The following is a 22836-nucleotide window of genomic DNA, read 5'->3' as shown; positions in this document are numbered from 1 at the left end:
GGCATCAGACCTTCGCAGCCGCGTCAGTCCGGCTCAGCGCGTCGCGCAGCGCCGCCCGGGCCGTGATGCCCAGCTTGGGGAAGATGCGGTACAGGTGCGAGCTGACGGTGCGGGGCGACAGGTGCATCCGCTCGCCGATCTCCTTGTTCGTCAGGCCGCTCGCGGCCAGGTCGGCGATGCGGCGTTCCTGCCAGGTCAGCGAGGCCAGGTTCAGCGTCGAGACGCGGGGCGGGGTCCCGGTGGCGCGCAGCTCGGCCCGGGCCCGTTCGGTCCAGCCGGCCGCGCCCAGCCGCTCGAACGCCTCGGCCGCCGGGACGAGGTACTGCCGCGCCGCCGCCGGGCCCTGGACGTGGCGCACCCGGACGCCGTGCGCCAGCCGGATCCGGGCCAGCTCGAACGGGAAGCGGGCGGCGTCCGGGTGGGCTTCGGCCCGCGTGAACATCTCAGCGGCCTCCCGCTCGTTCTCGGCGGTCATCGCCAGCGCGCCGTAGGTGATCAGCCCCAGGCGGGGCGAAACGGACGGCAGGCCGGCGTCGCGGGCGGCGAGGGCGTGCGCCCGGGCCTGCTCGACGCGTCCGGTGTGCTGGGCGGCCTCAACGAGATCGAGCAGGGTGCGCGATGCCTGGTACGCGTAGGGCCGGAACGTGCCCGGCTGTGTGATGCCGATGGCGTAGAGGTACGCGGCCTCGTAGTCGCCGGAGCTCAGCGCGGCGGTCGCGCCGGCGGAATCGGCGACCTGGGTCAAGAACCCCAGTCCGCGCGGACGGGCCCAGGCGTCCACCTCGGCCTGCAGGTCCCGCGCCCGCCCGACCTGTCCGCGCAGCGCCGCGAGCTGGGCCAGGTACGCGCGGCTCTGGGCGGCGAACAGGTGGTGGCCGTGCTCGGTCGCCAGGTCCAGGCCGCGCTGTCCGGTGTCCTCAGCCTGGGCCCATTCGCCGACCGCCATCTGGTCGAGCATGATCTGGTGCAGCATGACCATGCCGGTGGCCACGGCTCCGGTCTCCAGCTCGCGGTCCACGACGCGCTGCAGGTAGGGGCGGTAGTGGCTCAGGATGTCGAGGTGGTACGCGGCCGCGCCCAACCGCGTGACGTCCCAGGGTTCCAGATCCGGCAGGTTGGCGGCGGCCTGTCGCACCGGCCCAGCCCAGCCTGCTCCGTGCCTGGTCACATCGCTCCAGGTGCCGCTGTAGAGACGAGAGTGTTCGGTGACGAGGTCGCCCATGGAGGCGAGGAGTTCGTGCGTGCTCTCCCAGGCCGCGCGGTCCCCGCTGAACTGGCTGATCGCCAGGAGAAGGATCACCAGCCGGGTGAGGACCTCCTCAGGCTGGGTCTTGCCATCGGCTGACGCGGTGGCGGTCCCGCCGTCTCGCAGCGTCTCGATCGCGGCAGAGACCTGTCGGTGGGTGGAGCGGACGTCCCCGTCCTGGTAGAGCGCCCGGTAGGCCGCGGCCAGCACCGAGGCCGGCGACTCCGTCGAACCGGGTGCGAGGTTCGCCTGGACCAGCCGGTGCGCCTGGCCGAGGCGGGCGGCGTGACCGGCGACGAAGGCCGCGTCGGTCAGTCGCCGGGACCGGTCGGTGTGGTTCTCGCTGAGCTCGGCGGCCCGGGTCAGCCAGGTCACGGCTGCCAGCGCGCCGCCGCGCCGGGTCGCCGACTCGGCCGCCGCCTCCAGGATGTCGGCGACCTCCTCGTCCGGATCGACCGTCGCCGCCGCCAGGTGCGTCGCCCGGCGTTCGAGGTTCTCCCGATGAACCTGTGCCAGTGCCAGGTGCGCGGCGCGGCGCTGGTTGGGAGTGGCCATCCGCACGACGGCGGACCGCACGAGCGGGTGCCGGAAGACGAAATCACCGGTGACCACCTCGATGTCCAGCAACCCGGCGGCCACTGCCGCGTCGGCGTCGCGCATGCGGTAACGGGTGCCGGGGACGGCGTCGGTGCCGCTGGGGGTCCCGGCGCCGTCGAGCGCGCCCATCAGCAGCTCGGTCCGCACCCGCTCGTCGAGGGCTGCGATGCGGGTGCCGAACAGCCGTTGCAGCCGCCGGGGCAACGGCACACCGTGCTGACCGATCAGGTCTTCGGCCGGAAGGTCGCGCGACCGGCCGGCGAAGTGGGCGGCCAGCTCCACCAAGGCCAGCGGGTTGCCCTGGGCCTGCTCCAGGACGATTCGACGGGCCTGTCGGCTCAGCTCCGGGCACCGGTGGTCCAGCAGGCGTGCCGCGTCCTCGTCGGTGAGGGCGGTGATCGGCAGTTCGGGCAGTGCGGCGGTGTCGAAGCGCGACGTGAGGTCGGTGCGGACCGCGACCAGCAGCTTCACCGGGCCGCCGGCCAGGCGCCGGCCCACGAAGCCACAGACGTCGGCACTGGAGTCGTCCAGCCATTGCCCGTCGTCGAGGACCAGCAGCAGCGGCCGCTGTTCGGCGGAGAGCGACAGCAGGGTGAGAACGGCGATGCCGAGCGTCATGACCGACGGCGGATCGCCCCGCACTCCGCCGAACACGGCGTCGAACACCGCCCGGGTCCCGTCGTCCAGCCGCGCGACATCGGGGAGCAGCGGATGGAGGAACTGGTGCAGCCCGGCATAGGGCAGCTCGGACTCCGCCTCGACGCCGGCGGCCCGGATGACGACGTGGCCCTCCTGCTCCGCCAGCGCGGCGGCGCGGCTCAACAACGAACTCTTGCCGACCCCCGTCTCCCCCCGAAGGACGAGAGCCTGGCCCGTGGCGGACTTCACGAACGCCTCGAGCTCCGCCTGCTCGTCCTCGCGGCCCACCATTGTCATGGTGACGCCCCATCGCTGGAACCCAGTCATGTCCCCCTACCCCTTCCTGTTTTCGCTCTCACCGCGCGGCAGCTCCCTCAGCGCCAGCGGGTCGCCGCGTGCTTCGGCGACGATCGCGTCTCGCACACGGGGGTGCACCGGACCGGGCAGCACCGGGTCGAGCAAGGCCCGGGTATCGTCGTCGCGGAGCCCGTCCACCTGTAGTTCCGGCAGGCCGGCAACGAGTCCGGCGCTGGTCGGCGTGCGGACCGACGCCGAGGTGGACACGGCGAAGACCAGGGCCACGTACTCGGCGTCCAGCCGGCGGGCGACGAACGCGAGGACGGCCGCAGAGATCCCGTCGAGCGCCGCGCGGTGACCTCCTGGAGGACGAAGGTGTTGCCGTCCGGGCCGGCGAACGACGTGAACGAGCTGTACGACTGCCGCCCCGGGTGAGGGCCGGCGACCCGTTCGGCGGTGCCGGCGTGGTGGAAGACCCCGCCGGCGTCGTGGAAGACCTCGCTGACCTCGACCCCGGCGTCCGCCCACTCGGCGCGGGCCGCGACGACGTCGTCCACGATCAGGTGCACACCTCGCTCGGATCCTGGCGCCGCGTCGGTCACGCCGCTGCCGATGATGAGCGACGCGACCGAACCGGGCGGGGTCAGGTGCACGATCCGGAAGCCGCCGGGGCCGGAGAAGTCGACGTCCTCGCGGAACCCGATCCGCGTGTAAAAGTCCTTGGCCCGGTCCACGTCCGAAACCGGGACGACGACGACCTCGATCTTGAATTCCATCCCCGTCAGCTCCATTCGCCGCAACGGAAGCCGGTCGGCGTCCACCGATCACGATCCCTGGACCGCGAGCCCCTCGAGCCAGTGCCGAACCCTGGCCAGTACCCGGGCCCGGGGCGACCAGTGTCCGGCACGGGCTCGACGGGGCGCCGCCGCAGGGGAGCCTGAGGACAGCCGTTCAGGACATCCACGAAAGGAAGACCCGCTATGGCCGTCAACTACACCGCCACGGTCGAAGTCACCGGCGAGGGCCGCAACGGCGGCACCGCCCGCTCCACCGACGGTCTGCTCGAACACCGCCTGTCCATCCCCAAGGAACTGGGCGGAGCCGGCGACGCGACCAACCCGGAACAGCTCTTCGCCGCGGGCTGGGCCGCCTGCTTCCTCGGCGCCCTCCGGCACGCCGCCGCCCAGCGCAAGATCAGGCTGACCAGCACCTCGATCACCGCCGAGGTCACCCTCCTCCACGGCGACGACGGCGAGTTCTCACTCCTGGCCACGCTGGCCCCGCGTCTCGGCGGCGTCGACCAGCGCACCGCCGAGGACCTCGCCGAGGCCGCCCACCGGATCTGCCCCTACTCCAAGGCAACCCGGGGCAACATCCCCGTCACCATCAACGCCGCCGCCGTCTGAGGACCCGCGCCATCCGGGCGTGCCCCGGCTGGCCCGCGCACGAGCGGGGAGAGCCTCACGCTGGAGCAGGCCCGGCGCTCCGACGTGCTCGTGGCCCTGCGGAGGCAAGACGCCCCGATAAGCCACGAGCACGGCGGCCCGGTCCGGCTCTGCGTGGCGCCGATGTACTTCTACAAGTCCGCCAAATGGCTGTCCGGCATATCGGTCACCGACCGGGTCATCCCCGGCTACTGGGAGGAACGCGGCTATGACGTCGACGGCTGGCTCGACGACGCCGCCGAGCACGACACGGCCTGAACGGCGCTCCGACGGGTGGGCGGCCGGGTGCGGGCGGTTCACCGTCGCCGAGCGGACGGTCCACCGCGCCACCGGAACGCTGATGCTGCTGTGCGTGGCAACGGCGGCCTGCCTCTACATCGGGCCGCCGGCCCAGATGGTGGGCCGACGCCGTGCGGGTCGCGAAGGTCGTGCGGCGCGGGGTGCCGGTCGTGAAGGGTGGAGGTCGACTGCTCGACCGTGGCGCCGGGGCGGGCGGTGGGCGGCATAGTTGCGGGGATGCCGGACGATCAACGGTCCATCGGGACCGACGGTTGAGTCAGATGACTGATGTGACGCGGTCGCTACTGCTGCCAGGCTCTCCCGTGAGCGGCTCCGCGCCGCCCGCTCCGGGCCCGCCCGTGCCCTGCGCGTGGCGCGTCGCCGGACCCGAGTCACACCACGTCATCACTCCGGAGCGACCGCCACACCGGGGCTCACGGACCGGAAGGACAGCAGACATGACCGCGCCACCCCACACCACTCCGCACCGCCGCGCCACGGCCAGGCTCGCCACCCTGGTCGCCGTCCTCCTCACCGCGTTCGCCGCCGTCTTCGCGGGCACGGCCCCGGCCGACGCGGTAACGCCCTGGCAGGAGGCGGACCACAACGCCAGCACCCCCGACTCCCCGGCGATGGCGTACTACCGGGGCAGCAACGTCGAGGCCATCCGCGGCCAGGACAACGCCCTCTGGTTCAACGTCGACGGCGGCCCGTTCAACCGCATCGGCGGGGTCACCTACGCCGCGCCCGCGATCACCGTGTTCCGCGGTGAGCTCTGGCTCTTCCAGACCGGGCAGAACGGCGACCTCTGGGCCCAGACCCTGGCCAATCCAAACGAGCCCAACCACCGCCGCTGGTACTGGAGTTCGCCCATCCAGTTCCGTACCCAGAACATCGGCGGCTCCGGTTCGGCCGTCCGTAACAACCTGAGCCCGGCCATCGCGGCCTCGCCGGACCTGCTGTTCATCGTCGCCGTGGGAGCCAACGAACGCATCTACCAGGCCACCATGGGCATCAACCGCAACTTCAGCCCGTGGTCCGAGGTGCCGGGCGGCGCCCGGACGGAATCCGCGGCCGCCGCCGCGACCTCGCCCGACAGCCGGCTGACCGTGCTCCACCGCGGCACCGACAACCGGATCTACCGCCAGGGCCTCTACTACCGGTACTGGCAGTGGGACAACAACTGGCAGCAGATCAGGAACACCAACACCAACGCCGCCCCGTCGATCGCCTACAACGGCCACGAGAACCTGATGGCGGTCGGCTGGCGCGACGCCAACTCCGGCCAGGTGCTGACCTGCGAGACCCTGACGTACGCCGCCGAGGCGACAGCCCCGCAGGGCGTTCCCCGCGGCAACAACGTCGCCAGCCCGTCGGCCCCGCGCCTCGACTCCGAGCCCGGCGGTGTGGGCGTGACCATCCGGGGCGGCAACTTCTACGACGTCGGGGGCCACTACTTCCGGAACAACGTCATCTACTACATCCACAACTACTACGGCTGATCCGGCCCTTCCCCCGCCCCTTCCCCCTGGGGACGACTGCGCCGTCCCCTCAGGTCCACCGGGCCCGAGGGGACGGCGCAGTCGTCCACGCACGGGCAGCCAGCCGGACACCGACAGGAGGCCAGGAGGCATCCCTAGTACTCCAGTGGGAGTTCTCCGTCGACCAGGACCCGTCGCCCGCGTTCGCCGAGATCGGCCCGTTGATCGGCGAGCTCACCGGCGACCGGCAAGCCGCCTACGAATGCGCAGAGCAGGCTGTTGCCCCCTACCGGCCGCAGGAGCCGGCCTGGTTCCTCAACACGGTGGCCGTCGCTCCCGAATTCCAGGGCCGGGGCCTTGGCGGTGCGGTGCTGATTCCCGGCATCGAGGAGGCCGAGCGCACTGGGTATCCGGCGTTCCTGGAGACACCGTAGCGCTGCCCCTCGTGTCGCTGGGGCCGTTTCCGTCCACGCCGTCGATGGCCGCGCCGGGGAGAAGCGGTGCTTCGGCGGCGGCCTGCTCGCCGTCGCTGCGGGGCGGCCCCCGGGACGGCGGCTCCGCGTCGGGGGGCACTCGCCGCCGTGCCCGCGCCGTGGCGCTGACGGCGGTGGCCGCCGGCGCCGCACTCCTTCGGTGCGGCGGCCCGGCACGTACTCCGTCCCGCACGTACTCCATCCTGCGCAAGCGATGCCCCTGTCCAGGTGGCCGGTGCCGCTTTCGGCATGTGATCGCGGCGTCGTGCGGATACGGATGGCGCGCCCCTGCTCGTTGCGCCGCGGACGAGGTTCCCTGCTGGGCCCGGTTGTCGAGGCGCGGTGCGAGCGCGGTACAGGCACCAGACCGGCGGCTCGCTCGGAGCCTGCCGGCAACGAGGAGACGACGATGAGTGAGCAGCACGTGGCTCTGGCGGGAAGCCAGCGCCCGGCCAAGGCCGATGCGACCCGGGTGCGGGACGCGGACCCCAAGGCACCGGTGAAAGTGACCATCTCCCTGCGCGGGAAGGTGGCCACCGACGGGATCCCGGACGAGCGGCGCCAGGACGCCGAGAAGACGAAGGCCGTGCTCGAACGGTACGGCCTCGCCGTCGACGACGTCAGGCTCCAGCCGGGCAGCATCGAGGCGAGCGGTCCGGTGTCCGCCATGAACGCCGCCTTCCACGCGGGCCTCGGCGTCTACCGCAGTGCCGAGCAGGGCGAGTTCCGCGGCCGCGAGGGCGAGCTGAAGATCCCGGCCGAGCTCGACGGAATCGTGACCGGCGTCTTCGGGCTGGACGAGCGGCGGGTGGCCCGGCGGGCCGCCGCCAAGGGCTCGGGCTTCACGGGGTCGTTCACACCGGGTGACATCGAGAACCAGTACAACTTCCCGGCCGGCCAGGGGGAGGGACAGAAGATCGGCATCGGCGAGTTCCCCGGCGGCTACTTCCAGGACGATCTGGAGGCCTACTGCACCGCGCACAACCGGCCGACCCCCCAGGTCACCGTGGTGCCCCTGGGCTACAACCCGCCGCGGACCCTCCAGGCCCTCAAGCAGCTGTCTCCCCAGCAGATGAAGGACGCGGCAGAGGGTCTGCCCGAAGTGATGATGGACGTGCAGATCGTCGCCGGTCTCTGCCCGGCGGCCGACATCTCGGTCTACTTCGCCCCGTTCACCCAGAAGGGCTGGATCGACCTGTTCGACCGGGTCATCGCGGACCGGCCGGTGTGCCTCACACTCAGCTGGGGCCTGCCGGAGGACGCACTCGACCTGGCGCGGCTCGCCTTCGCCGAGATCGACAAGCGCCTCGAGGGTGCGGCGGACCTCGGCATCACGATCTGCATCGCCTCCGGCGACGACGGCTGCGGGGACGGGGTGGCGGACGGGCGCGCCCATGCCGACTTCCCGAGCGTCAGCGCATTCGTCCTGAGCGTCGGCGGCACGATGATCGACACCTCCGGCCAGGAGGTGTCCTGGTGGCAGGCGCCCGGTCACCGGACCAACACCCCCGGTGGCACCGGCTCGAGCGGCGGAGGCGTCAGCACCATCGTCCCGCGCCCGAAGTGGCAGCAGCAGGTCCAGGTGGACTCCCTGAACCAGGGCAGCATCAAGGGGCGCATCGTGCCGGACGTGGCCGCCCTGGCCGGCCCACCCGGGTACGACCTGACGCTCCTGGGCCAGCCCTCGCCCAACGGCGGCACCAGCGCCTCCGCTCCCGTGTGCGCGTCCCTGATCGCCCGCGTCAACGCCTTGCTGCCGAAGGACAAGCAGCAGCGCTTCCTGACGCCGCTGCTCTACCAGAGCGGCACCAACGGCCACCCGCTCGCCCAGACTGCCTGCCGCGACATCGCCAGGGGCCATGACAACGCCTCCCACCCGCCGGCGGTGGGCTACCCGGTGCGGAGCGGGTACGACGCCGTCACCGGCTGGGGCGTATTCGACGGCGTCGCCCTGCTGAAGGCACTGCAGAACTCCTAGTCCGGACAGCGGCCGTGCCCGGCACCGGCACGCGGGCGCCCGCCCCCTGAGCGGGGCCCGCGGCGGCGCCCTTGACCGGGAGCGCCCCGACCGAGCACGCCCGAAAACCCGCGCGCCGGGCGCCGCCGAACCGGCAGCGCCCGGCGCGCCGGTCTGTCCGCGTCCGCGCGACCGGGCCGGCCGCGCCCACGTGCGGCGGCCGCTTCATGACCCAGATGAACGAGGCCGATCTGCGGGAGACCAAAGCCGGAAAGATTGTCGCCAAACCGGCCTGTGACATGAAGTCGCGAACCCGCGGGCGTCGTCGGGGCGCTTGACGATGGTCAGGGCGATCGCGAGGACTGTGGAGCGAATTCGACCAGCCAGCCGGTGTAGCCGCCGTCGGCCCATACCAGGGTGATGGCGCGGTGCCGGGTGCGAAGGCGCTGGAGCAGGTCGCGGCCGGCGTCGCGGTCGCTGACGGGTGCCGCGGTGCTGGCCGCCGTGCCCGATCCCCGCCGCGTGCGCGGGCGCCGCTACCGCATCGGCGCGCTGCTTGCCCTGTGCCTGACGGCGGTGCTCGGCGGAGCCCGCTCCCTCGCGCAGATCGCCAGGTACGCCGCCGACGCCGACCCGCAGGTCCGCGCCGGACTCGGCCTTGCCCGCGCCGCGCCCAACGCCTCCACGCTCGGCCGACTACTGGCCCGCATCGACGGCGACGTCCTGGACGACGCCGTCGGCACCTGGCTCGCCCGCCACGCCGCCGACCCCGTTGAGGAGGACGAAGCCCTGATCGGGCTGGCGGTGGACGGCAAGTCGGTGCGCGGCGCGCGCACCGACAGCAAGACGGCGGTCCACCTGCTGGCCGCCACCCTCCACGCCGGCCAGACCGTCATCGCGCCCAGCGCCAGGTGGCCGCCAGGAGCAATGAGATCCCGGCCATGGCTCCACTGCTGGCCTGCTTCGACCTGCGCGGCGTGGTCGTCACCGCCGACGCGATGCACACCCAGCGCAAGACCGCGAAGAAGATCGTCGCCGCTGGCGGGCACTACCTCCTGGTCGTCAAGGGCAACTAGAAGAAGCTGCGCCGGCAACTGCGCCGCCTGCCCTGGCGCCAGATGCCGCTGCTGGACCGCACCCGCACCGCCGGGCACGGACGGCGCGAGGTACGGCGACTGAAGGTGTGCACCGTCGAAGCCGGACTGCTGTTCCCGCACGCCGTCCAGGCCATCGAGATCAACCAACGCCGCGTCAACACCAAGACCGGCAAGGTCCGGCCGAAGACGGTCTACGCCGTCACCAGTCTCACACCCGGCCACGCCGACCCCGCCCGCCTGGCCGCGCTCGTCCAAGGCCACTGGTCCGTGGAAGCCCTGCACCACGTGAGAGACGTGACCTTCGCCGAGGACGCCTCCAGGGTCCGCACCGGAAGCGCGCCAGCGCCATGGCCACCCTGCGCAACCTCGACATCGGACTGATGCGCCAAGCCGGCTGGACCAACATCGCCGCCGCAGCCGACCACTACCGGTCACGCCCCGACCACGCCACCGCGCTCCTCAAGATCACATGCTGAAAACGCATCAGCCCTGGGGCACTGCTGTGAACGCCGTTCCCTGGAAGCCAGCGTCGCCGTTGAACGCCACCCAGAAATAGTAGCCATAGACATAGTAGCCATGTAATCTATTTGCCATGAGCAAAGGTTCACCGGGCCCCACGCCCGGCTTCCTGGTGTGGCGGCTCGCCAACAAGTGGCGCGTCGCGGTCGATCGCGCGGTCGCTCCGCTGGGCCTCACCCACGCGCAGTACTCGCTGGTCGCGTCGTTGCACGGCATGCAGCGCGCCGGGGAGCGGCCCAGTCAGCGCCGACTCGCCGACCACACCGGGCTGGAGGCGCTGTACGTCTCGAAGCTGGCGCGCGCCCTGGAGTCGGCCGGGCTGATCGAGCGCACCCGCGATCCCCGCGACCCGCGCGCCGTACAGCTCGCCCTCTCCGAGCAGGGCCAGGCCGTCACGCGGCAGGCCATCGCGGTGGTCCAGGAGCTGCTTCAGCAACTGCTGGAGCCGCTCGGCGGCCTCGACGCCCCGCGAACGTGCGCGTTCACCGACGAGCTGACGACCCTGCTCGACGCACCTCTCGCTCCATCCCTACCGAACGACGAGACCACTCAGGGGACAACACCGTGACCACCGCCGCATCCACCACCGCACCCATCGTCACCGCACCCGTCGCCGACGCCCGCGGCCTCGCCCTGGCCCACTACGCCGCCCGCGGTGTCCTGGAACAGGTCCTGGCCCGGCATGGCGCCACGTTCCAGCAGCAGGTCGCCCTGCGCGCCGCCGTTACCGCCGACGCCCCGCAGACGCCAGACGATCTCGTCGCCCAGGTCCGGGGCTCCCTCAAGGCCGATCCGGCCGAGATCCGCGCCACTGTCGAGGAGCTGCTGGCCGAGCAGCTGCTCGTCGCGGACGGCGCGCACCTTCGCCCCACGGAGGCGGGGCGCGAGCTGCTCGCCGCCGTCAGCGCGGAGACCGCCCCCATCAGCGCCCGCGTCTGGGGCGCGATACCCGCCGAGGACCTGGCCGCCGCCGGCCGCGTCCTCGCCCTGGTCACCGAGCGCGCCAACGCGGAGCTGGCAGCGCTGACCGCCTGACCGAGCCGATTGGCCGGCCTATCCCGCCAGCTGAGAACGCATCAGCCCTGGTCCCGGACCGGCGCAGGTGCGCAGCGAGGCGGTCCACGGCGCGGGCCGGCAGACGCTTGTGCCAGGCCGTGATGATCACCGGGCAGACGGCGGCCAGGGTCGACACCACATCGGCATAGTGGGTTCCGGGCTCGTCCACCATCAGGAGGCGATGCAGGTCCAGCCGTACTCGGCTGCGGCGGCCGGTCCGAGGTCCGGCAGCCCGATCACCGAGGTGTAGCCGAACGAATTGGCGCCGACTGGCCCGGCGGTGAGTGCGGCGCGGGCACACCGTCCTCTGTTCTGGGCGGGTGACTTCTTGCACGGCCACGGGGTGGGTCCCGTGGCCGTCTTGCTCAGCGCCGCTGCGGCCACGTGCGCTTCGGTCGTGGCCGCGGCGGCGGCCGGCTTCCGGCCGATGGTCCGAGCGGCCCGGGGCCGAATCGGCCCTACCCCCTGGTGGTCGCGCCGCGGCGGCGGCGGCGCGAGTTCTGGACCGCGGATCCGGCGCAGCCGCCGGGTCAGGCCGTAGAGGATTGCCGCGGAAGCCGGGCAGGTCTGGATTCCGGTTGTCAGCAGCTCGTGCAGGCCGCCGGTCGCCATAAAGTAGACGACGAAGGCTCCGGTGGAAGCGGCCACCGCCGCCCCGGTGGGGACTCGCTGGAGATCACCCAGTCCACCGGCCACCACAGTGCGCCGAGGACGTCGTGCAGCCGGAGCCGGAGCCCGGCCAGCACGAAGCCGGCTGACAGGGCGGTCCTTCGCCTCCGGGATACCACGATGCCGCTCTCGGGGTCTCTGGCCAGGTCTGCCAGCCGTGCCTGCCGCAAGTACCCTCTGTGGTGTCCCGCCAGCACCAGCCCCGCTCGGAGCAGCATTGGCGGCTTCCGGTGCAGCTTCAGCAGCGGTTGGCACAGCTTGATGGTCTCTTCCATTGCCAGATCCGCCAGGGAGAGAACGTCCAAACCCCCGCACCGACAGTGCCGAAGTAGCCCGGCTGCGTCGTCAGGCGAAGTGTTCGTTCCACCGACCTGACGGTGCGACAGGCAGACGCCGCCCCAGTCGAGATCCACCACGTGCGAGACGCCACCTTCGCCGAGGACGCCCGGCGGGCCACTACCCACTTTCACTACCGCTGGTACCGCGCCCGGTGGGTCCCCGTCACCGCCATCACCAGCGAGTAGACCGAGGTGCCGGCGGTGATGAAGAGCCGGTTGTTCTTCGGCCCGCCGAAGGTCAGGTTGGAGACCTGCCCGGGCACCAGGATGCGGCCGATCAGGGTGCCGTCCGGGTCGTAGCAGTGCACCCCCTCGTCGAAGGCCGCCGCCCAGAGCCGGCCGCCGTCGTCGAACCGGATGTTGTCGAAGCTGGTCTTCGGCGCCTGCGCGAAGACCTTCCCGTCGGAGAGCGTGCCGTCCTCCCGGACGTCGAAGACCCGGATCTGACGGGCGCGGCTGTCCGACACGTACAGCTGCTGCTCGTCGGCGGAGAAGACCAGCCCGTTGGGCCCGACGAACCCGTCCGCCACCTTGCGGACAGTGGCGTCGCCCGGGTCGATCCGGTAGACGTTGCAGGCCCCGATCTCGGCGACGTCGCGGTGGCCCTCGTAGTCGCTGGTGATGCCGAAGTCCGGGTCGGAGAACCAGATCGACCCGTCGGAGTGCACCACGGCGTCGTTGGGCGAGTTGAGCCGCTTGCCCTGGTAGCGGTCGGCCAGCACGGTGATCGACCCGTCGTGTTCGGTGCGGGTGACCCGGCGGTTGCCCTGCTCGCAGGTGATCAGCCGGCCCTCCCGGTCCAGGGTGTTGCCGTTGCTGTTCCCAGCCGGGGAGCGGAAGACGCCGACCGTACCGGTGGCCTCGTCCCAGCGCAGCATCCGGTCATTGGGAATGTCGCTCCAGATCAGCTGGCGCCAGGCGGGCAGGTAGACCGGCCCCTCCGCCCACCGGCAGTCCCCGTACAGCTGCTCCAGTCGGAGGTCGCCGTTGGCGCACTTGCCGGTGCGGAAACGCTCGTCCAGGATCTGGTACAGCCCGTACTTGATCTCACCAGACATAGTCCACCCCTTGCCATCAGTCTCCGAAATTTGTTCGAAGCTTTTCGAGTATGACAGAACCTCATATGGTTGGACCATGGCAACGGAGAACCTGGACGACATCGACCGCCGGCTGCTCACCCTGCTCCAGCAGGACGCGGGACTGTCCTATGCAGCCCTCGGCAAGGCCGTGGGCCTCTCGGCCGGCGCCACCCACGAGAGAGTTCGCAAGCTGCGCGATCGCGGGGTGATCCGCCGCACGACCGTCGAGGTCGACCCCGGAGCGCTCGGGCTCGGGGTGCTGGCCTTCGTGATGGTCGAGTCCTCGGCCTGGATCGGTGACTCCGCGGCGGCCTTCGCCGCGATCCCGGAGATCGAGGAGGCCTACATCATCGCGGGCAGCGCCTCGGTCTTCGTGAAGGTGCGCACCGCCACCACCGAACAACTGCAGGACGTGCTGCGCCGCCTGTACGCGATCGACGGCGTCAGCGGGACCCAGGCGACGGTCTCGTTGGAGACCTTCTTCGAGCGCCCGCCCTCGCCCGCCCCGCAGAATCCCCCGCTGGCAGGCTAGATCCACTGCCGTGTGGATAGAGCGTTCGAAGAGCTGTCACGGGTCTGGCGTGGTCAGGATGTCGATGCTGACGGTGGCTTTGTAGCGGGTCCGGTCGACGGTGCCTTTGGCGTTGTAGGCCTGGGCACGGAAGCCCTCCGCAGCTCAGGTGACAGCACCCTGCAGGGCCGGGCTCTCCAGCCTTCGCTGTCCCCGGAAGCGGATACCCGCCGGCGGGAACAGGCGGCCGACGGGAGCGGACGTGGACATCGAGGCGATGCTGGACCGGCTCGGCGCGGTGATCGGGCCGCCGCCCGCGGGCGGCGCGGTCCCGGTCCCGGTCCCGGTCCCGTGGGAGCAGGGACCTAGGGGCCCGGGAAGGTAGGTCGAGGTGGTGAGTTCGGCCCGTTACCCCAGATGAGCAGCACAGACAGGCAGCAAGCGGGACGGGTGGCGGGAGGCCGAATCGAACCGCGGTCCGAATCCCCGTCCCGGCCCCCATGCCGCACCACGAACCGACCCCCCGGCCGGGGCAGCGGCGACTGCCACGCCCAGCGGTAGGCTGCCGCGGCCCTGGGAAAGCACGTGAGGCCGCCATCCCTGCGGGGGTGGCGGCCTCTGGCGTTGGCAGGCGGGGCGGCGGGTCAGTGGGGCGTCCTGATCAGGTGCCGGTCCGCGCCAGTCTCCCCGGCCCGTTCGAACCTCAGGGGCCGACCCGGTCGAAGCGCAGCGACGTGTGGCCGGCGTTGTCGTCGTAGATCTGGGCGACGAGCGCAGTTCCGACCGCGTCGGATCGGGTGCCCTGCAGCCGGATCGTGGTCGGCTTGTTCACCCGGATCAGCTCGCTGATCGGTGCGGTCGCGTTGCCGCCGGCCTGCGCGTTGCCGGGGTTCAGGTCGATGACCTGGTAGACGAGCCGCTCGCTCTCCGCAACGGCGGTACCCGACGTCACGTCCCACAGCCGGGCGGTGATGAAGGTGTTGACCGGGGGAACGCCCGCCAGACGGCCGCGGACGTTCGCGTCGAGTTCGTAGGTCCCGGCCCGGGGAAGGGTGACCTCCAGCGGGGTGTCGGTCCAAACACCGGGCGGCAGGTTGACCACCGTGTTGAGGTGGGCGATTCCCCGGGCCGGCGCAGGCACCGCCTCAGCCGCGGTGACGCTGGTCTGGACCGCCACGGTCGTAGCGCCCATGAGCACGGCGGCGGTGAGAGCGGCAAGGCCGGTACGCAGTGCTGGCATGATGCCTCCACAGATGCCAGTGGGATGTGCCACCGCCAAGGTAGAGGCTCTACGCGAAACGGATACACGGCCGAACGGGTGACGCCCGCGCGGGAGCCGACCAACGTGAGCGGGCGTACGCCGGGAACCCCAACCCATCCACGCAACCGCCGCCAGACGGGAACCCAGGTAAGCGGAGGTGGTGAGTTCGGCCGTGCGATGTCTGACCAGCAGGGACAGCCGGACGGCCCCGAGTAGGCGGACGGCTGAACACGCGCCAGTACGAGCAGCGTGGGGAACGGCCGAGCGCGTGCCCGACGGTGCGGCTGTACGAGCCGGCCCAGGCGGCGGTGGCAGCCTGCCGGTGGCGCTCACGGCGCAGCGCGTTCTGGAGGTCGGCGTCGGCGTGCGGTCGGCCCTGAGCACCCGGAGGGACAGACGGCCCTGGATGGCGATCCAGTGACGCCGGCCCCGCCTCAGCCCGAGCGCAGCGCGTCGAAGCCGAGCAGCAGGGCATCGAGCGCGAAGGCGAACCGCTCGGCGTCGTCCGCGCCGACCCCCTCGATCGCGGCGCGGATCAGCAGCGGGTACCGCTCGGCCTCGAGCGCGGCCAACCAGTCAGCGCCACCGGCCTCCTCGGCTCCGACCACGATCTGGGCCTCCGCCGTCGCGTGGCCGATCACGAACACGGCAAGGGAGTTGAGCGCGTGCAGGGCGCGGCCGAGCGGAAAACCGCCGGCCGTGAGCAGGCGCAGGAGAGCCTCGAGGTCGTCGAGGGTCGCCGGCGTGACGGCGGGCCGGGAGGTGGCGAGCGGGAGTACGGCCGGGTGCCGTAGCAGACCCTCGCGCAGGGCGGTGGCGTACGCGTGCAGGGCCGTGCGCCAGTCGGCCGAGCCGTCCATGGCGGGGGTCGCCGCCGTGAACACCTGCTCCACCAGGCCGTCCAGCAGGGCGTCCTTGTTGGGCACGTAGTGGTAGAGGGTCATCGCCTCCACGCCCAGCTCCTGGCCGAGCGAACGCATCGTCAGGCCCTTGAGCCCGTCCCGGTCGACCAGGCCGAGCGCCGCGTCGAGGATCTGCTGCCTGCTCAGCCCGACCCGCTCGCCCCGGCCGCGCCGAGCCGCCTGATGCTTCGCCATCTCCGCTCCTCCGCCTCCCCGTACCGGCTTGACTTTCTTACAGCATAAGAGAACACTCGTCTCCAGCGAAACTTACACCGTAAGAACCAAGCCGCCGCAGGGGGAACCACGATGTCGACCACCATCAACAAGCAGGTCATCCGCGACTTCGTCGCCGCGCTCAACGACCGCTCCGGCGAGGGCTGGGTGCAGCTGCTCTCCCCGTCGGTCATCGACCACAACAAGATCATCTTCGGTGAGGAAGACGCCCCCGGCGCCGCCATCGAGGGCTTCCGCCTCCAGCTGGCCGCCTTCAGCACCGAGGCCGCGGGCGACGGCTTCCACATCGAGCAGCTCATCGCCGAGGACGACGAGGTCGTTGCCCGGCTGCGAGTGGCCGGTGTGCACACGGGCTACCACGCCCGGATGCCCGAGCCGACCAACCGCCGCTGCGACGTCGAGCAGATCTGGATCTTCACCGTCCGCGCCGGCCGAATCGCCGAGATCCGCGCCGTGAGCGACCGCCTCGGCATGTTCCTCCAGCTCGGCTGGGACTGGCCGACCATGGACTGACCCCGTTAACGGATCGCCGAACCGGATTCACCGCCCAGTGAATCCGAGCGGCTGCGAAAGGCCGGAAAGGGCCTCCGACGCAAGTCGGACACCCCACGGCGTAGGGATGTCAAGCGGCTGCGGCGCCACCCGAGGAGATGCCGGCCGAACCTGCGGCGGCGGCACGGCGGGCGGCGCAGGGGCACCGAGGCGACGCAGCACCCGCCGAGCGGGGGGCAGGGCAGGGCGCAGCGGGGCAGGGCAGGGCCGAGCGGGGCGGGGGGTGCCTCTATGTCCTTCGTCAGGGCTGCGCGGGTCATGCTGGCGCGGATTCGGGGGTGCGGGTCTCGTAGAGGGTGCCGTCTCGGAGCATGGCGAACAGGACGCTGATGCGTTGGCGGGCGAGGCGGAGGGGTGCCTGGGTGTGGGTCTTGCCGCGGTCTCGCTGCCGGTCGTAGTAGGCGCGGGAGTCGGGGTCGTGCAGGGCCGCGAACGCGGAGAGGAACATGGCTCGTTTGAGAAGCCGGTTGCCGGTCCTGGGGGCGTGTTCGCCGTGGATGGAGGACCCGGAGGACTTGGTCGCCGGGGCGAGGCCGGCGTAGGAGGCCAGGTGGGTGGCGGTGGGGAAGCTGGTGCCGTCGCCGAGGGTGAGCAGCAGGGTGGCGGCGGTCCTGACCCCGACTCCGGGCATCGAGGTCAGGACCTTGGAAAGAGGGTGAGCCTCCAGCGTTCGCGATCTGGGCTTCGACGGCTCGGCGCTGCCCGTGGAGGGTGGCGAGCGAGCGGGCCGGGGAGGGCACCACCATGTCCAGGGTGGTGCCCGGGACGACGACGGTCTGTTCGTCGAGCGCGTCGAAGATCTCGTCGACCAGGCGTTCGGCCATGCGCGGGGCCTTGGGCCGTATCAGGGTCACGAGCCTTCGTCGGCCGGCTTTGCGCAGGGCGGCCGGGGAGCCGTGCTGTTCGAGCAGGTGGGTGACGGCGGGGTGGTCCAGGCGGGGGCCGAGGACGCGGTCGGCCGTTCGACACCGATGCCGCGGGGCCCCGTCCTGCCGGTCGGCTGCGGCTACTCCTGCCGGTAGGCGTGGGCGGGCGGGGCAGCGGCGGCGACCGGAGCGCGGAGCACGGATCCGTCCAGACCGGCCGGGTGGTCGAGGCCGTGGCGGGCGGTGGTGATCAGCAGGTGGCCGCCGGTCGGGGTGAGGCAGACGGAGGTGGGTTGGCGGGCGGGCAGGCGCAGGGTCGTCAGATGGGTGCCGTCGGGGTGGAAGCGGTGGACGGCGCCGTGGCCCCAGATCGCCACCCAGAGGCAGCCGTCGGTGTCCACGGTCATGCCGTCGGGGGAGCCGCCGGCCGCCGTGCGGGCGAACTCCGCGTGGTCGGTCGGGTTGCCGTCGGGGTCGAGGGCGTAGCGGTGGATGACGCCGGCCGCGCTGTCGGCGACGTAGAGGAGGTCGCCCGTGCTGTTGAAGGCGGGGCCGTTGACGATCGTCATGCCGTCGAGGACGCGGTGCACGGAGCCGTCGTGGTCGGTGCGGTAGAGCGATCCGGCACCTACGGTGCCGTCGTAGGGCATGCTGCCGGCCCAGAAGCGGCCGTGCGGGTCGCAGACGCCGTCGTTCATCCTGGTGCGGACGGCGGACCGGTCTTCGGGGCGGGCGAGCCAGTCCAGGCCCCCGTGGGGGCCGAGCAGGGCGATGCCCGTGCCGGCGGCGGCGATCCAGTGCCCGGGCCGGCCACCGACCGGCGCGACGGCGCCGAGCGGGACGTCGAGGCGGGCGATCTCGCGCGGGGTTCGCGGCCCTGTGAGGTCGGGAACTTCGAGGAGGCGACCGGCGAGGATGTCGACGTAGACGAGCCGGCCGTCGATCCAGCGGGCGCCTTCGGCGAGTTCGTGGTCGCCGGCGGCCCAGACTTCGACCTGGTCGGGCGACTTGCTTGAGAAGGACATCGGGCTCTCCGGGAGGGCTAGCGCAAGGTGGTGCCGGCGGGTTGGTCGAGGAGCGTGAGGTCACGTCGGGTGGGCAGGCCCTCCCAGTCGCCGCGCGAGGTGACGGCGAAGGCGCCGGTGGTGGTGGCCCGGTGGAGGCGCCCTTCGACGTCGAGCCCGTCGAGCAGACCGGAGAGGTAGCCCGCGACGAACGCGTCGCCGGCGCCGACGACATCGACGACGGGCACCCGGCGCGCGATCATGCTGACGGTGCCCTGGGCGGTGGTGGCGCTCGCGCCGTCGCCGCCCCGCGTGATGACCACCTCGCCACACCCCTGGGCGAGGAGTGCGTCGATCGCTTCGCCCTCGGGCAGGGACGAATCCTCGCCGACCAGGTCCAGTTCGTCGGCGGAGGCGACCAGTACGTCGGCGAGCCGAGCCAGAGGCAGCAGGGCATCACGGGCCTCGGCCGGCGACCACAGGCGCGCACGGTAGTTGACGTCGAGGCAGACGGTGATGCCGAGTTCGCCGGCCCTGGCCGCCGCCGCATGGACGGCTTCTGCCGCCTCGGAGCTCAGCGCGGGGGTGATCCCGGTCAGGTGCAGGATGCGAACACCGGGGTTCAGGGCGGGCAGGACGTCCGAGGGCCGGAGGGTCGAGCCGGCCGATCCCGAGCGGTAGTAGGTGACGCTGACCAGATCGGCGATGCGGTCCTCGCGGGCCAGCAGACCCGTGGGCCGGCCTTCGGTGTCGACCCGGGCATGGCTGACGTCGACCTGCTCCGCGCGCAGCGTGCGCAGGACGAGCGCGCCGAACTCGTCGTCGCCGACGCGGCCGACCCAGCCGGTGCGGTGTCCGAGCCTGGCCAGGCCGATGGCGACGTTGGCCTCCGCCCCCGCGACGGAGAGCCGCATCGGTGCGCCGAGCCTGACCGGGCCGGTGGCCCGTAGGGCGGCCATGGTCTCGCCGACGGTGACGACGTCGAGCGGTGGTGAGCTGGTCATGCCGCGATCTCCTCGGTCAGGGCGGTGCGCCAACCGGCGGCGCGCGCCCGGAGGGCGTTCAGGTCGCCGCCGCTGGCGGCGTCGCCGATCAGTGGTGAGCCGACGCCCACGGCGACCGCGCCGGCTGCGAGGTAGGTGAGCGCCAGGGCGGCGTCGACCCCGCCGACGGGGATGAACGGCACGCCGGGGAAGGGGTCGCGCAAGGCCCTCAGGTAGCCGGGGCCGCCCAAGGAGGCGGGGAAGAGCTTGACGGCGAGAGCGCCGTTCTCGTTCGCGGAGATCACCTCGCTGGGTGTCAGTGCGCCGATCAGCCAAGGAAGTTCCGAAGTCCTGCGGCGCAGGTCCTCACTGAATCCGGGAGTGACGAGGAAGCTCGCGCCGGCGTCGGCGGCGCGGGCGGCGTCCTCGCCGGTCAGCACGGTGCCGGCGCCGAGTGTGGCGTGCGGGCCGAGTTCGCGGCGGGCCTGCTCGATCACCCACAGTGCGTCGGGGGTGGTCAGCGACACCTCGGCGGCGGTGATGCCCTCTTCGGCGAGCACGAGCACGGTGCGCAGTGCCGCGTCGCGGTTGCTGCCGCGCACGATGGCCAGGGTCCGGTACGGCAGTTCGGTCAGGTGCATGGGGAGGGCCTCTGTCGGTCAGTCGGTTCGGGTGCCGGTCGCGGTGATGTCGAGGTGCCAGCGCAGTACCCCGCTGGGTGGCACCTGTGCGGCGTCTCCCGGGCCGGCCTCGGCGAGGTCGAAGACGGAGCCGAGCATCGGCTCGACCCCGATGCTGCGGTAGGGGGCCGACGCGGGGAAGCCGCGCAGGTTACGCCAGAGGGCGGTGGAGACCGGGATGTCGGCGTCGGCGTGCAGGGAGAAGGTGAGCGTGTCGGGGCCGTCGGTGACCGTCACGCTGGCGCAGTCGGTGAGGATCGCACCGACCGCGGTGCCGTCGTCGGGGCCGAGCCGGTCCAGGCGTAGGCCGTACGGGGCCGGCCACGGTCCGGTGACGTGGTGGGCGCCGTCCGGCCAGGGCTGGGCCAGCAGCTCGGCCGCCTCGGGAAAGAGCCGGGTCGGCGTGGCGTCGGGTGCGGCCAGCCGGGCCTCGGGGGTGACGTCGAGCAGGGCGTGGGCTGCCCACAGGAACCGGTAGCCCGGGTCGGCGCGCAGTTCGTAGCCGATGCGCAGCCCCGTCGGTCCGCTGTCGATGCGTCGGCTCAGGACGAAGTCGGGGCAGTGCAGGGATTCTGCGTCGCCGTGGCGCTGCCAGGGCCGGGACCAGGCGTCGCCATGGTCGGGAGTGCCGCGCACGGTCGGGATGCACTCTTCCAGGCCGCCGGCGTCGATGAAGGTGTCGCCGGGGCGGACGGTGGCGCGTGCCGTGTCGCGGCGATGCCAGAGCCATTCGCGTTCGCCGGCGCGCAGCGAGGTCCATCGGCCGCCGTGGGCCGGATCGGTGCGGATGGCGATGGGCAGGTCGCTCACCATTCCGCGAACGACCCGTCCGTGTGGTGCCAGACGGGGTTGCGCCAGCGGTGGCCGGTCTCGGCAGCGCGGCGCACGGCGGCCTCGTCGATCTCGATACCCAGGCCGGAGCCCGTGGGTCGGACGGCGTGGCCGTCGGTGAAGCGGAACGGCTCGGGGTCCAGCAGGTAGTCCAGCAGATCGTTGCCGCGGTTGTAGTGGATCCCGAGGCTCTGTTCCTGGATGAGGAAGTTCGGTATGGAGAAAGCGAGTTGGAGGCTGGCGGCGAGGGCGATCGGGCCGAGCGGGCAGTGCGGGGCCATCGTGACGTCGTGGACCTCGGCCAGGGCCGCGATGCGCCGGACCTCGGAGATGCCGCCGGCGTGCGAGGGGTCGGGCTGGGCGACGGCGATGCCGGTGGCGAGCACGTCGCGGAAGTCCGAGCGGGAGTACAGCCGTTCGCCTACGGCCAGTGGAACGGATGTCGAGTCCACCAGCCGGCGCAGGTCGCGGGAGTGTTCGGGGAGGACGGGCTCCTCGACGAACAGCGGGTGCAGGGGCTCCAGCAGGGGCAGCACCCTCCGGGACATGGCGGTGGACATCCGGCCGTGGAAGTCGATCGCCACGTCGCGCTCCTCGCCGAGGACCTCGCGCACGGCGGCCACCCGGTCGATGACGGCCCGGGTCTGCGCGGGGGTGTCGATGGGGCGCAGCTGCGCGGAGCCGTTCATCTTGACGGCGGTGAAGCCGGCGTCGACCTGGGCCTGGGCGAGTTCGGCGACATGGGCCGGGCTGTCACCGCCGATCCAGGCGTACACCCGCACCCGGTCGCGGACGTGGCCGCCGAGCAGCTGGTGGACGGGGACGCCGTAGGTCTTACCGGCGATGTCCCACAGGGCCTGGTCGATGCCGGCGACCGCGCTGGAGAGCACCGGGCCGCCCCGGTAGAAGCCGCCCTTGGTGAGGGTCTGCCAGTGGTGCTCGATGCGCAGCGGGTCCTGTCCGACCAGGTAGTCGGCGAGTTCGTGGACGGCGGCCTGGACGGTCTCGGCGCGGCCCTCCACGACGGGTTCGCCCCAGCCGGTGATCCCCTCGTCCGTGGCGATGCGCAGGAACAGCCAGCGCGGAGCGACGAGGAACGTCTCCAGTGATGTGATCTTCATCCGGTGTCTCCCCGGTCGGCGTCGACGGTCAGCTGGTGGAGGTCGGCGGCTGCCTGGGCGAGCAGTTCCTCGACGGCGCGGGCGGCCGCTTCGGCGTCCTGGGCGCGGACGGCGTCCAGGACGGCCCGGTGGGCGGGGACGGCGTCGGCGCTGTGGTCGGCGCCGTGCACGATGTGGTCGCGCACCCTCAGGCCGGCCTCGATCACGACCTCCATACGGGTGAGGAGTTCGTTGTGGGCGGCGGCCAGCAGCGCCCGGTGGAACGCGAGGTCGGCCTCGACCGCGGCGTGGGCGTCACTGCCTGCGGCCGCCATCTGGTCGAGGGCGTCCTCCAGCGCGGCGAGGTCCGCCTCGTCGCGGCGTTCGGCGGCCAGCCGGGCCCCGGCCGGCTCGACGATGCCGCGGACCTCGCCGAGGTTGTCGAGGAAGGTCTCGTCGGGGATGCCCCGGCCCTGCCAGCGCAGCAGGTCGCTGTCCAGCAGGTTCCAGTCGGCGCGCGGTCGCACGAAGGTGCCGCGCTTCTGGCGGGAGTCGATCAGCCCCTTGGACGCCAGGACCCGTAGCGCCTCGCGCACGACGGTCTTGCTGACCCCGAGTTCCTGCTCGATCCGGTCGGGGTGGAGCGAGTCGCCTGGGGCGTACGTGCCACGGACGATCTGCTCGCCGATCACCTCGACGGCTTGCCTGTGCAGGCCTCGTACCGGGTTGTTCACGGCGGT

General features: G+C 72.1%; 25 protein-coding genes and 3 pseudogenes. 13 read left to right on the top strand and 15 right to left on the bottom strand.

Annotation, left to right across the window (positions count from 1 at the left end):
* Positions 1–4: 4 nt before the first annotated feature.
* Both BOQ63_RS06085 and BOQ63_RS06080 read right to left on the bottom strand, forming a co-directional pair.
* A complete protein-coding gene (locus BOQ63_RS06085) occupies positions 5–2809 on the bottom strand; it encodes a helix-turn-helix transcriptional regulator (RefSeq protein ID WP_223886183.1) in 2805 nt (934 codons plus the stop codon).
* Between the two features lie 47 nt (positions 2810–2856).
* Positions 2857–3555, bottom strand: a complete 699-nt coding sequence (locus BOQ63_RS06080; RefSeq protein WP_454130680.1) for a VOC family protein — start codon at positions 3553–3555, stop codon at positions 2857–2859.
* Positions 3556–3759: 204 nt separating this feature from the next.
* Here BOQ63_RS06080 and BOQ63_RS06075 point away from each other — a divergent pair, with 204 nt between their 5' ends.
* From BOQ63_RS06075 to BOQ63_RS06050, 6 genes and pseudogenes are all read left to right on the top strand, one after another.
* Complete coding sequence (locus tag BOQ63_RS06075; RefSeq protein ID WP_030555933.1) at positions 3760–4185, top strand: organic hydroperoxide resistance protein; 426 nt, start codon at positions 3760–3762, stop codon at positions 4183–4185.
* 48 nt (positions 4186–4233) lie between these two features.
* Positions 4234–4482: pseudogene (locus BOQ63_RS06070) on the top strand (molybdopterin-dependent oxidoreductase); the annotation flags it as partial.
* A 479-nt stretch (positions 4483–4961) separates the two neighbouring features.
* Positions 4962–6005 (top strand): PLL family lectin, encoded by a 1044-nt coding sequence (locus BOQ63_RS06065; protein WP_030555929.1) that lies wholly within the window; start codon positions 4962–4964, stop codon positions 6003–6005.
* 200 nt (positions 6006–6205) lie between these two features.
* On the top strand, positions 6206–6418 hold the full coding sequence (locus BOQ63_RS06060) for a GNAT family N-acetyltransferase (RefSeq protein WP_072653621.1): 213 nt from the start codon (positions 6206–6208) through the stop codon (positions 6416–6418).
* 448 nt (positions 6419–6866) lie between these two features.
* Positions 6867–8435: a S53 family peptidase gene (locus tag BOQ63_RS06055; RefSeq protein WP_072653620.1), complete on the top strand. Its 1569-nt coding sequence runs from the start codon at positions 6867–6869 to the stop codon at positions 8433–8435.
* A 399-nt stretch (positions 8436–8834) separates the two neighbouring features.
* Positions 8835–9104: pseudogene (locus BOQ63_RS06050) on the top strand (transposase family protein); the annotation flags it as partial.
* Between the two features lie 6 nt (positions 9105–9110).
* On the opposite strand, the gene BOQ63_RS06045 reads toward BOQ63_RS06050, so the two are convergent.
* Complete coding sequence (locus BOQ63_RS06045) at positions 9111–9272, bottom strand: hypothetical protein (protein ID WP_223886339.1); 162 nt, start codon at positions 9270–9272, stop codon at positions 9111–9113.
* Between the two features lie 83 nt (positions 9273–9355).
* On the opposite strand from BOQ63_RS06045, the gene BOQ63_RS06040 reads away from it, so the two are divergent.
* The 5 genes from BOQ63_RS06040 (at position 9356) to BOQ63_RS06020 (ending at position 11065) form a co-directional block, all read left to right on the top strand.
* Positions 9356–9490 carry a hypothetical protein gene (locus BOQ63_RS06040; RefSeq protein WP_318299396.1) on the top strand — a complete coding sequence of 45 codons (135 nt, stop codon included), beginning with the start codon at positions 9356–9358 and terminating at the stop codon, positions 9488–9490.
* A gap of 42 nt (positions 9491–9532) precedes the next feature.
* Positions 9533–9892 carry a hypothetical protein gene (locus BOQ63_RS06035; protein ID WP_079183428.1) on the top strand — a complete coding sequence of 120 codons (360 nt, stop codon included), beginning with the start codon at positions 9533–9535 and terminating at the stop codon, positions 9890–9892.
* Positions 9859–9987: a hypothetical protein gene (locus tag BOQ63_RS06030; RefSeq protein WP_360332009.1), complete on the top strand. Its 129-nt coding sequence runs from the start codon at positions 9859–9861 to the stop codon at positions 9985–9987. The genes BOQ63_RS06035 and BOQ63_RS06030 overlap by 34 nt, the downstream gene beginning before the upstream one ends.
* 116 nt (positions 9988–10103) lie before the next feature.
* Positions 10104–10598 (top strand): MarR family winged helix-turn-helix transcriptional regulator, encoded by a 495-nt coding sequence (locus tag BOQ63_RS06025; RefSeq protein WP_072653619.1) that lies wholly within the window; start codon positions 10104–10106, stop codon positions 10596–10598.
* Positions 10595–11065 carry a winged helix DNA-binding protein gene (locus BOQ63_RS06020; protein ID WP_072653618.1) on the top strand — a complete coding sequence of 157 codons (471 nt, stop codon included), beginning with the start codon at positions 10595–10597 and terminating at the stop codon, positions 11063–11065. Before BOQ63_RS06025 ends, BOQ63_RS06020 begins: the two co-directional genes overlap by 4 nt.
* Here the strand turns inward: BOQ63_RS06020 and BOQ63_RS06015 are convergent.
* The 3 genes from BOQ63_RS06015 to BOQ63_RS06005 form a co-directional block, all read right to left on the bottom strand.
* Entirely contained in the window at positions 11022–11258 is a 237-nt protein-coding gene (locus tag BOQ63_RS06015; protein ID WP_499503553.1) for an ImuA'/RecA-like NTPase, read from the bottom strand. The genes BOQ63_RS06020 and BOQ63_RS06015 overlap by 44 nt on opposite strands.
* Positions 11258–11734, bottom strand: a complete 477-nt coding sequence (locus BOQ63_RS06010) for a hypothetical protein (protein ID WP_143174643.1) — start codon at positions 11732–11734, stop codon at positions 11258–11260. Before BOQ63_RS06010 ends, BOQ63_RS06015 begins: the two co-directional genes overlap by 1 nt.
* 490 nt (positions 11735–12224) lie before the next feature.
* Positions 12225–13151 carry an SMP-30/gluconolactonase/LRE family protein gene (locus tag BOQ63_RS06005; RefSeq protein ID WP_030555920.1) on the bottom strand — a complete coding sequence of 309 codons (927 nt, stop codon included), beginning with the start codon at positions 13149–13151 and terminating at the stop codon, positions 12225–12227.
* 91 nt (positions 13152–13242) lie between these two features.
* On the opposite strand from BOQ63_RS06005, the gene BOQ63_RS06000 reads away from it, so the two are divergent.
* Positions 13243–13704: an Lrp/AsnC family transcriptional regulator gene (locus BOQ63_RS06000; RefSeq protein WP_072653878.1), complete on the top strand. Its 462-nt coding sequence runs from the start codon at positions 13243–13245 to the stop codon at positions 13702–13704.
* Positions 13705–14386: 682 nt separating this feature from the next.
* On the opposite strand, the gene BOQ63_RS05995 is transcribed toward BOQ63_RS06000, so the two are convergent.
* Together BOQ63_RS05995 and BOQ63_RS05990 are read right to left on the bottom strand one after the other, a co-directional pair.
* On the bottom strand, positions 14387–14923 hold the full coding sequence (locus BOQ63_RS05995) for a hypothetical protein (protein WP_072653616.1): 537 nt from the start codon (positions 14921–14923) through the stop codon (positions 14387–14389).
* Between the two features lie 455 nt (positions 14924–15378).
* The gene (locus BOQ63_RS05990; protein ID WP_072653615.1) at positions 15379–16041 is read right to left on the bottom strand and encodes a TetR/AcrR family transcriptional regulator C-terminal domain-containing protein; all 663 of its coding nucleotides are present in this window, start codon (positions 16039–16041) and stop codon (positions 15379–15381) included.
* A gap of 111 nt (positions 16042–16152) precedes the next feature.
* On the opposite strand from BOQ63_RS05990, the gene BOQ63_RS05985 reads away from it, so the two are divergent.
* The gene (locus tag BOQ63_RS05985; protein ID WP_030555911.1) at positions 16153–16593 is read left to right on the top strand and encodes an ester cyclase; all 441 of its coding nucleotides are present in this window, start codon (positions 16153–16155) and stop codon (positions 16591–16593) included.
* 295 nt (positions 16594–16888) lie between these two features.
* Here BOQ63_RS05985 and BOQ63_RS05980 read toward each other — a convergent pair.
* The 7 genes and pseudogenes from BOQ63_RS05980 to BOQ63_RS05950 form a co-directional block, all read right to left on the bottom strand.
* Positions 16889–17588: pseudogene (locus BOQ63_RS05980) on the bottom strand (transposase); the annotation flags it as partial.
* A gap of 50 nt (positions 17589–17638) precedes the next feature.
* On the bottom strand, positions 17639–18523 hold the full coding sequence (locus tag BOQ63_RS05975; RefSeq protein ID WP_030555908.1) for an SMP-30/gluconolactonase/LRE family protein: 885 nt from the start codon (positions 18521–18523) through the stop codon (positions 17639–17641).
* A gap of 17 nt (positions 18524–18540) precedes the next feature.
* Positions 18541–19506: a sugar kinase gene (locus tag BOQ63_RS05970; protein ID WP_030555906.1), complete on the bottom strand. Its 966-nt coding sequence runs from the start codon at positions 19504–19506 to the stop codon at positions 18541–18543.
* On the bottom strand, positions 19503–20126 hold the full coding sequence (locus tag BOQ63_RS05965) for a bifunctional 4-hydroxy-2-oxoglutarate aldolase/2-dehydro-3-deoxy-phosphogluconate aldolase (RefSeq protein WP_072653614.1): 624 nt from the start codon (positions 20124–20126) through the stop codon (positions 19503–19505). The genes BOQ63_RS05970 and BOQ63_RS05965 overlap by 4 nt, the downstream gene beginning before the upstream one ends.
* 18 nt (positions 20127–20144) lie before the next feature.
* Positions 20145–20978: a hypothetical protein gene (locus BOQ63_RS05960; protein WP_030555902.1), complete on the bottom strand. Its 834-nt coding sequence runs from the start codon at positions 20976–20978 to the stop codon at positions 20145–20147.
* Positions 20972–22117 carry a galactonate dehydratase gene (gene dgoD / locus BOQ63_RS05955; RefSeq protein ID WP_030555900.1) on the bottom strand — a complete coding sequence of 382 codons (1146 nt, stop codon included), beginning with the start codon at positions 22115–22117 and terminating at the stop codon, positions 20972–20974. Before dgoD ends, BOQ63_RS05960 begins: the two co-directional genes overlap by 7 nt.
* Positions 22114–22830 (bottom strand): FadR/GntR family transcriptional regulator, encoded by a 717-nt coding sequence (locus tag BOQ63_RS05950; protein ID WP_072653613.1) that lies wholly within the window; start codon positions 22828–22830, stop codon positions 22114–22116. Before BOQ63_RS05950 ends, dgoD begins: the two co-directional genes overlap by 4 nt.
* Positions 22831–22836: the final 6 nt, after the last annotated feature.

It is taken from the genome of Streptomyces viridifaciens, from assembly GCF_001888885.2.
In the GTDB taxonomy this organism is placed as follows: domain Bacteria; phylum Actinomycetota; class Actinomycetes; order Streptomycetales; family Streptomycetaceae; genus Kitasatospora; species Kitasatospora aureofaciens.
The sequence above is the reverse complement of the archived record's forward strand: the minus strand, read 5'-3'. Positions and strand labels throughout refer to the sequence as shown.

Excerpts from the sequence above, each read along its gene's own strand:
- BOQ63_RS06025 (WP_072653619.1), top strand. The coding sequence starts at position 10,104 with ATGAGCAAAGGTTCACCGGGCCCCACGCCCGGCTTCCTGGTGTGGCGG.
- BOQ63_RS05975 (WP_030555908.1), bottom strand. The coding sequence starts at position 18,523 with ATGTCCTTCTCAAGCAAGTCGCCCGACCAGGTCGAAGTCTGGGCCGCC.
- BOQ63_RS05970 (WP_030555906.1), bottom strand. The coding sequence starts at position 19,506 with ATGACCAGCTCACCACCGCTCGACGTCGTCACCGTCGGCGAGACCATG.
- BOQ63_RS05985 (WP_030555911.1), top strand. The coding sequence starts at position 16,153 with ATGTCGACCACCATCAACAAGCAGGTCATCCGCGACTTCGTCGCCGCG.
- BOQ63_RS06040 (WP_318299396.1), top strand. The coding sequence starts at position 9,356 with ATGGCTCCACTGCTGGCCTGCTTCGACCTGCGCGGCGTGGTCGTCACC.
- BOQ63_RS06065 (WP_030555929.1), top strand. The coding sequence starts at position 4,962 with ATGACCGCGCCACCCCACACCACTCCGCACCGCCGCGCCACGGCCAGG.
- BOQ63_RS06055 (WP_072653620.1), top strand. The coding sequence starts at position 6,867 with ATGAGTGAGCAGCACGTGGCTCTGGCGGGAAGCCAGCGCCCGGCCAAG.
- BOQ63_RS06005 (WP_030555920.1), bottom strand. The coding sequence starts at position 13,151 with ATGTCTGGTGAGATCAAGTACGGGCTGTACCAGATCCTGGACGAGCGT.
- BOQ63_RS05990 (WP_072653615.1), bottom strand. The coding sequence starts at position 16,041 with ATGGCGAAGCATCAGGCGGCTCGGCGCGGCCGGGGCGAGCGGGTCGGG.
- BOQ63_RS05995 (WP_072653616.1), bottom strand. The coding sequence starts at position 14,923 with ATGCCAGCACTGCGTACCGGCCTTGCCGCTCTCACCGCCGCCGTGCTC.
- BOQ63_RS06035 (WP_079183428.1), top strand. The coding sequence starts at position 9,533 with ATGCCGCTGCTGGACCGCACCCGCACCGCCGGGCACGGACGGCGCGAG.
- BOQ63_RS06080 (WP_454130680.1), bottom strand. The coding sequence starts at position 3,555 with ATGGAATTCAAGATCGAGGTCGTCGTCGTCCCGGTTTCGGACGTGGAC.
- BOQ63_RS06030 (WP_360332009.1), top strand. The coding sequence starts at position 9,859 with ATGGCCACCCTGCGCAACCTCGACATCGGACTGATGCGCCAAGCCGGC.
- dgoD (WP_030555900.1), bottom strand. The coding sequence starts at position 22,117 with ATGAAGATCACATCACTGGAGACGTTCCTCGTCGCTCCGCGCTGGCTG.
- BOQ63_RS05965 (WP_072653614.1), bottom strand. The coding sequence starts at position 20,126 with ATGCACCTGACCGAACTGCCGTACCGGACCCTGGCCATCGTGCGCGGC.
- BOQ63_RS05960 (WP_030555902.1), bottom strand. The coding sequence starts at position 20,978 with ATGGTGAGCGACCTGCCCATCGCCATCCGCACCGATCCGGCCCACGGC.
- BOQ63_RS06015 (WP_499503553.1), bottom strand. The coding sequence starts at position 11,258 with ATGGTGGACGAGCCCGGAACCCACTATGCCGATGTGGTGTCGACCCTG.
- BOQ63_RS06075 (WP_030555933.1), top strand. The coding sequence starts at position 3,760 with ATGGCCGTCAACTACACCGCCACGGTCGAAGTCACCGGCGAGGGCCGC.
- BOQ63_RS06085 (WP_223886183.1), bottom strand. The coding sequence starts at position 2,809 with ATGACTGGGTTCCAGCGATGGGGCGTCACCATGACAATGGTGGGCCGC.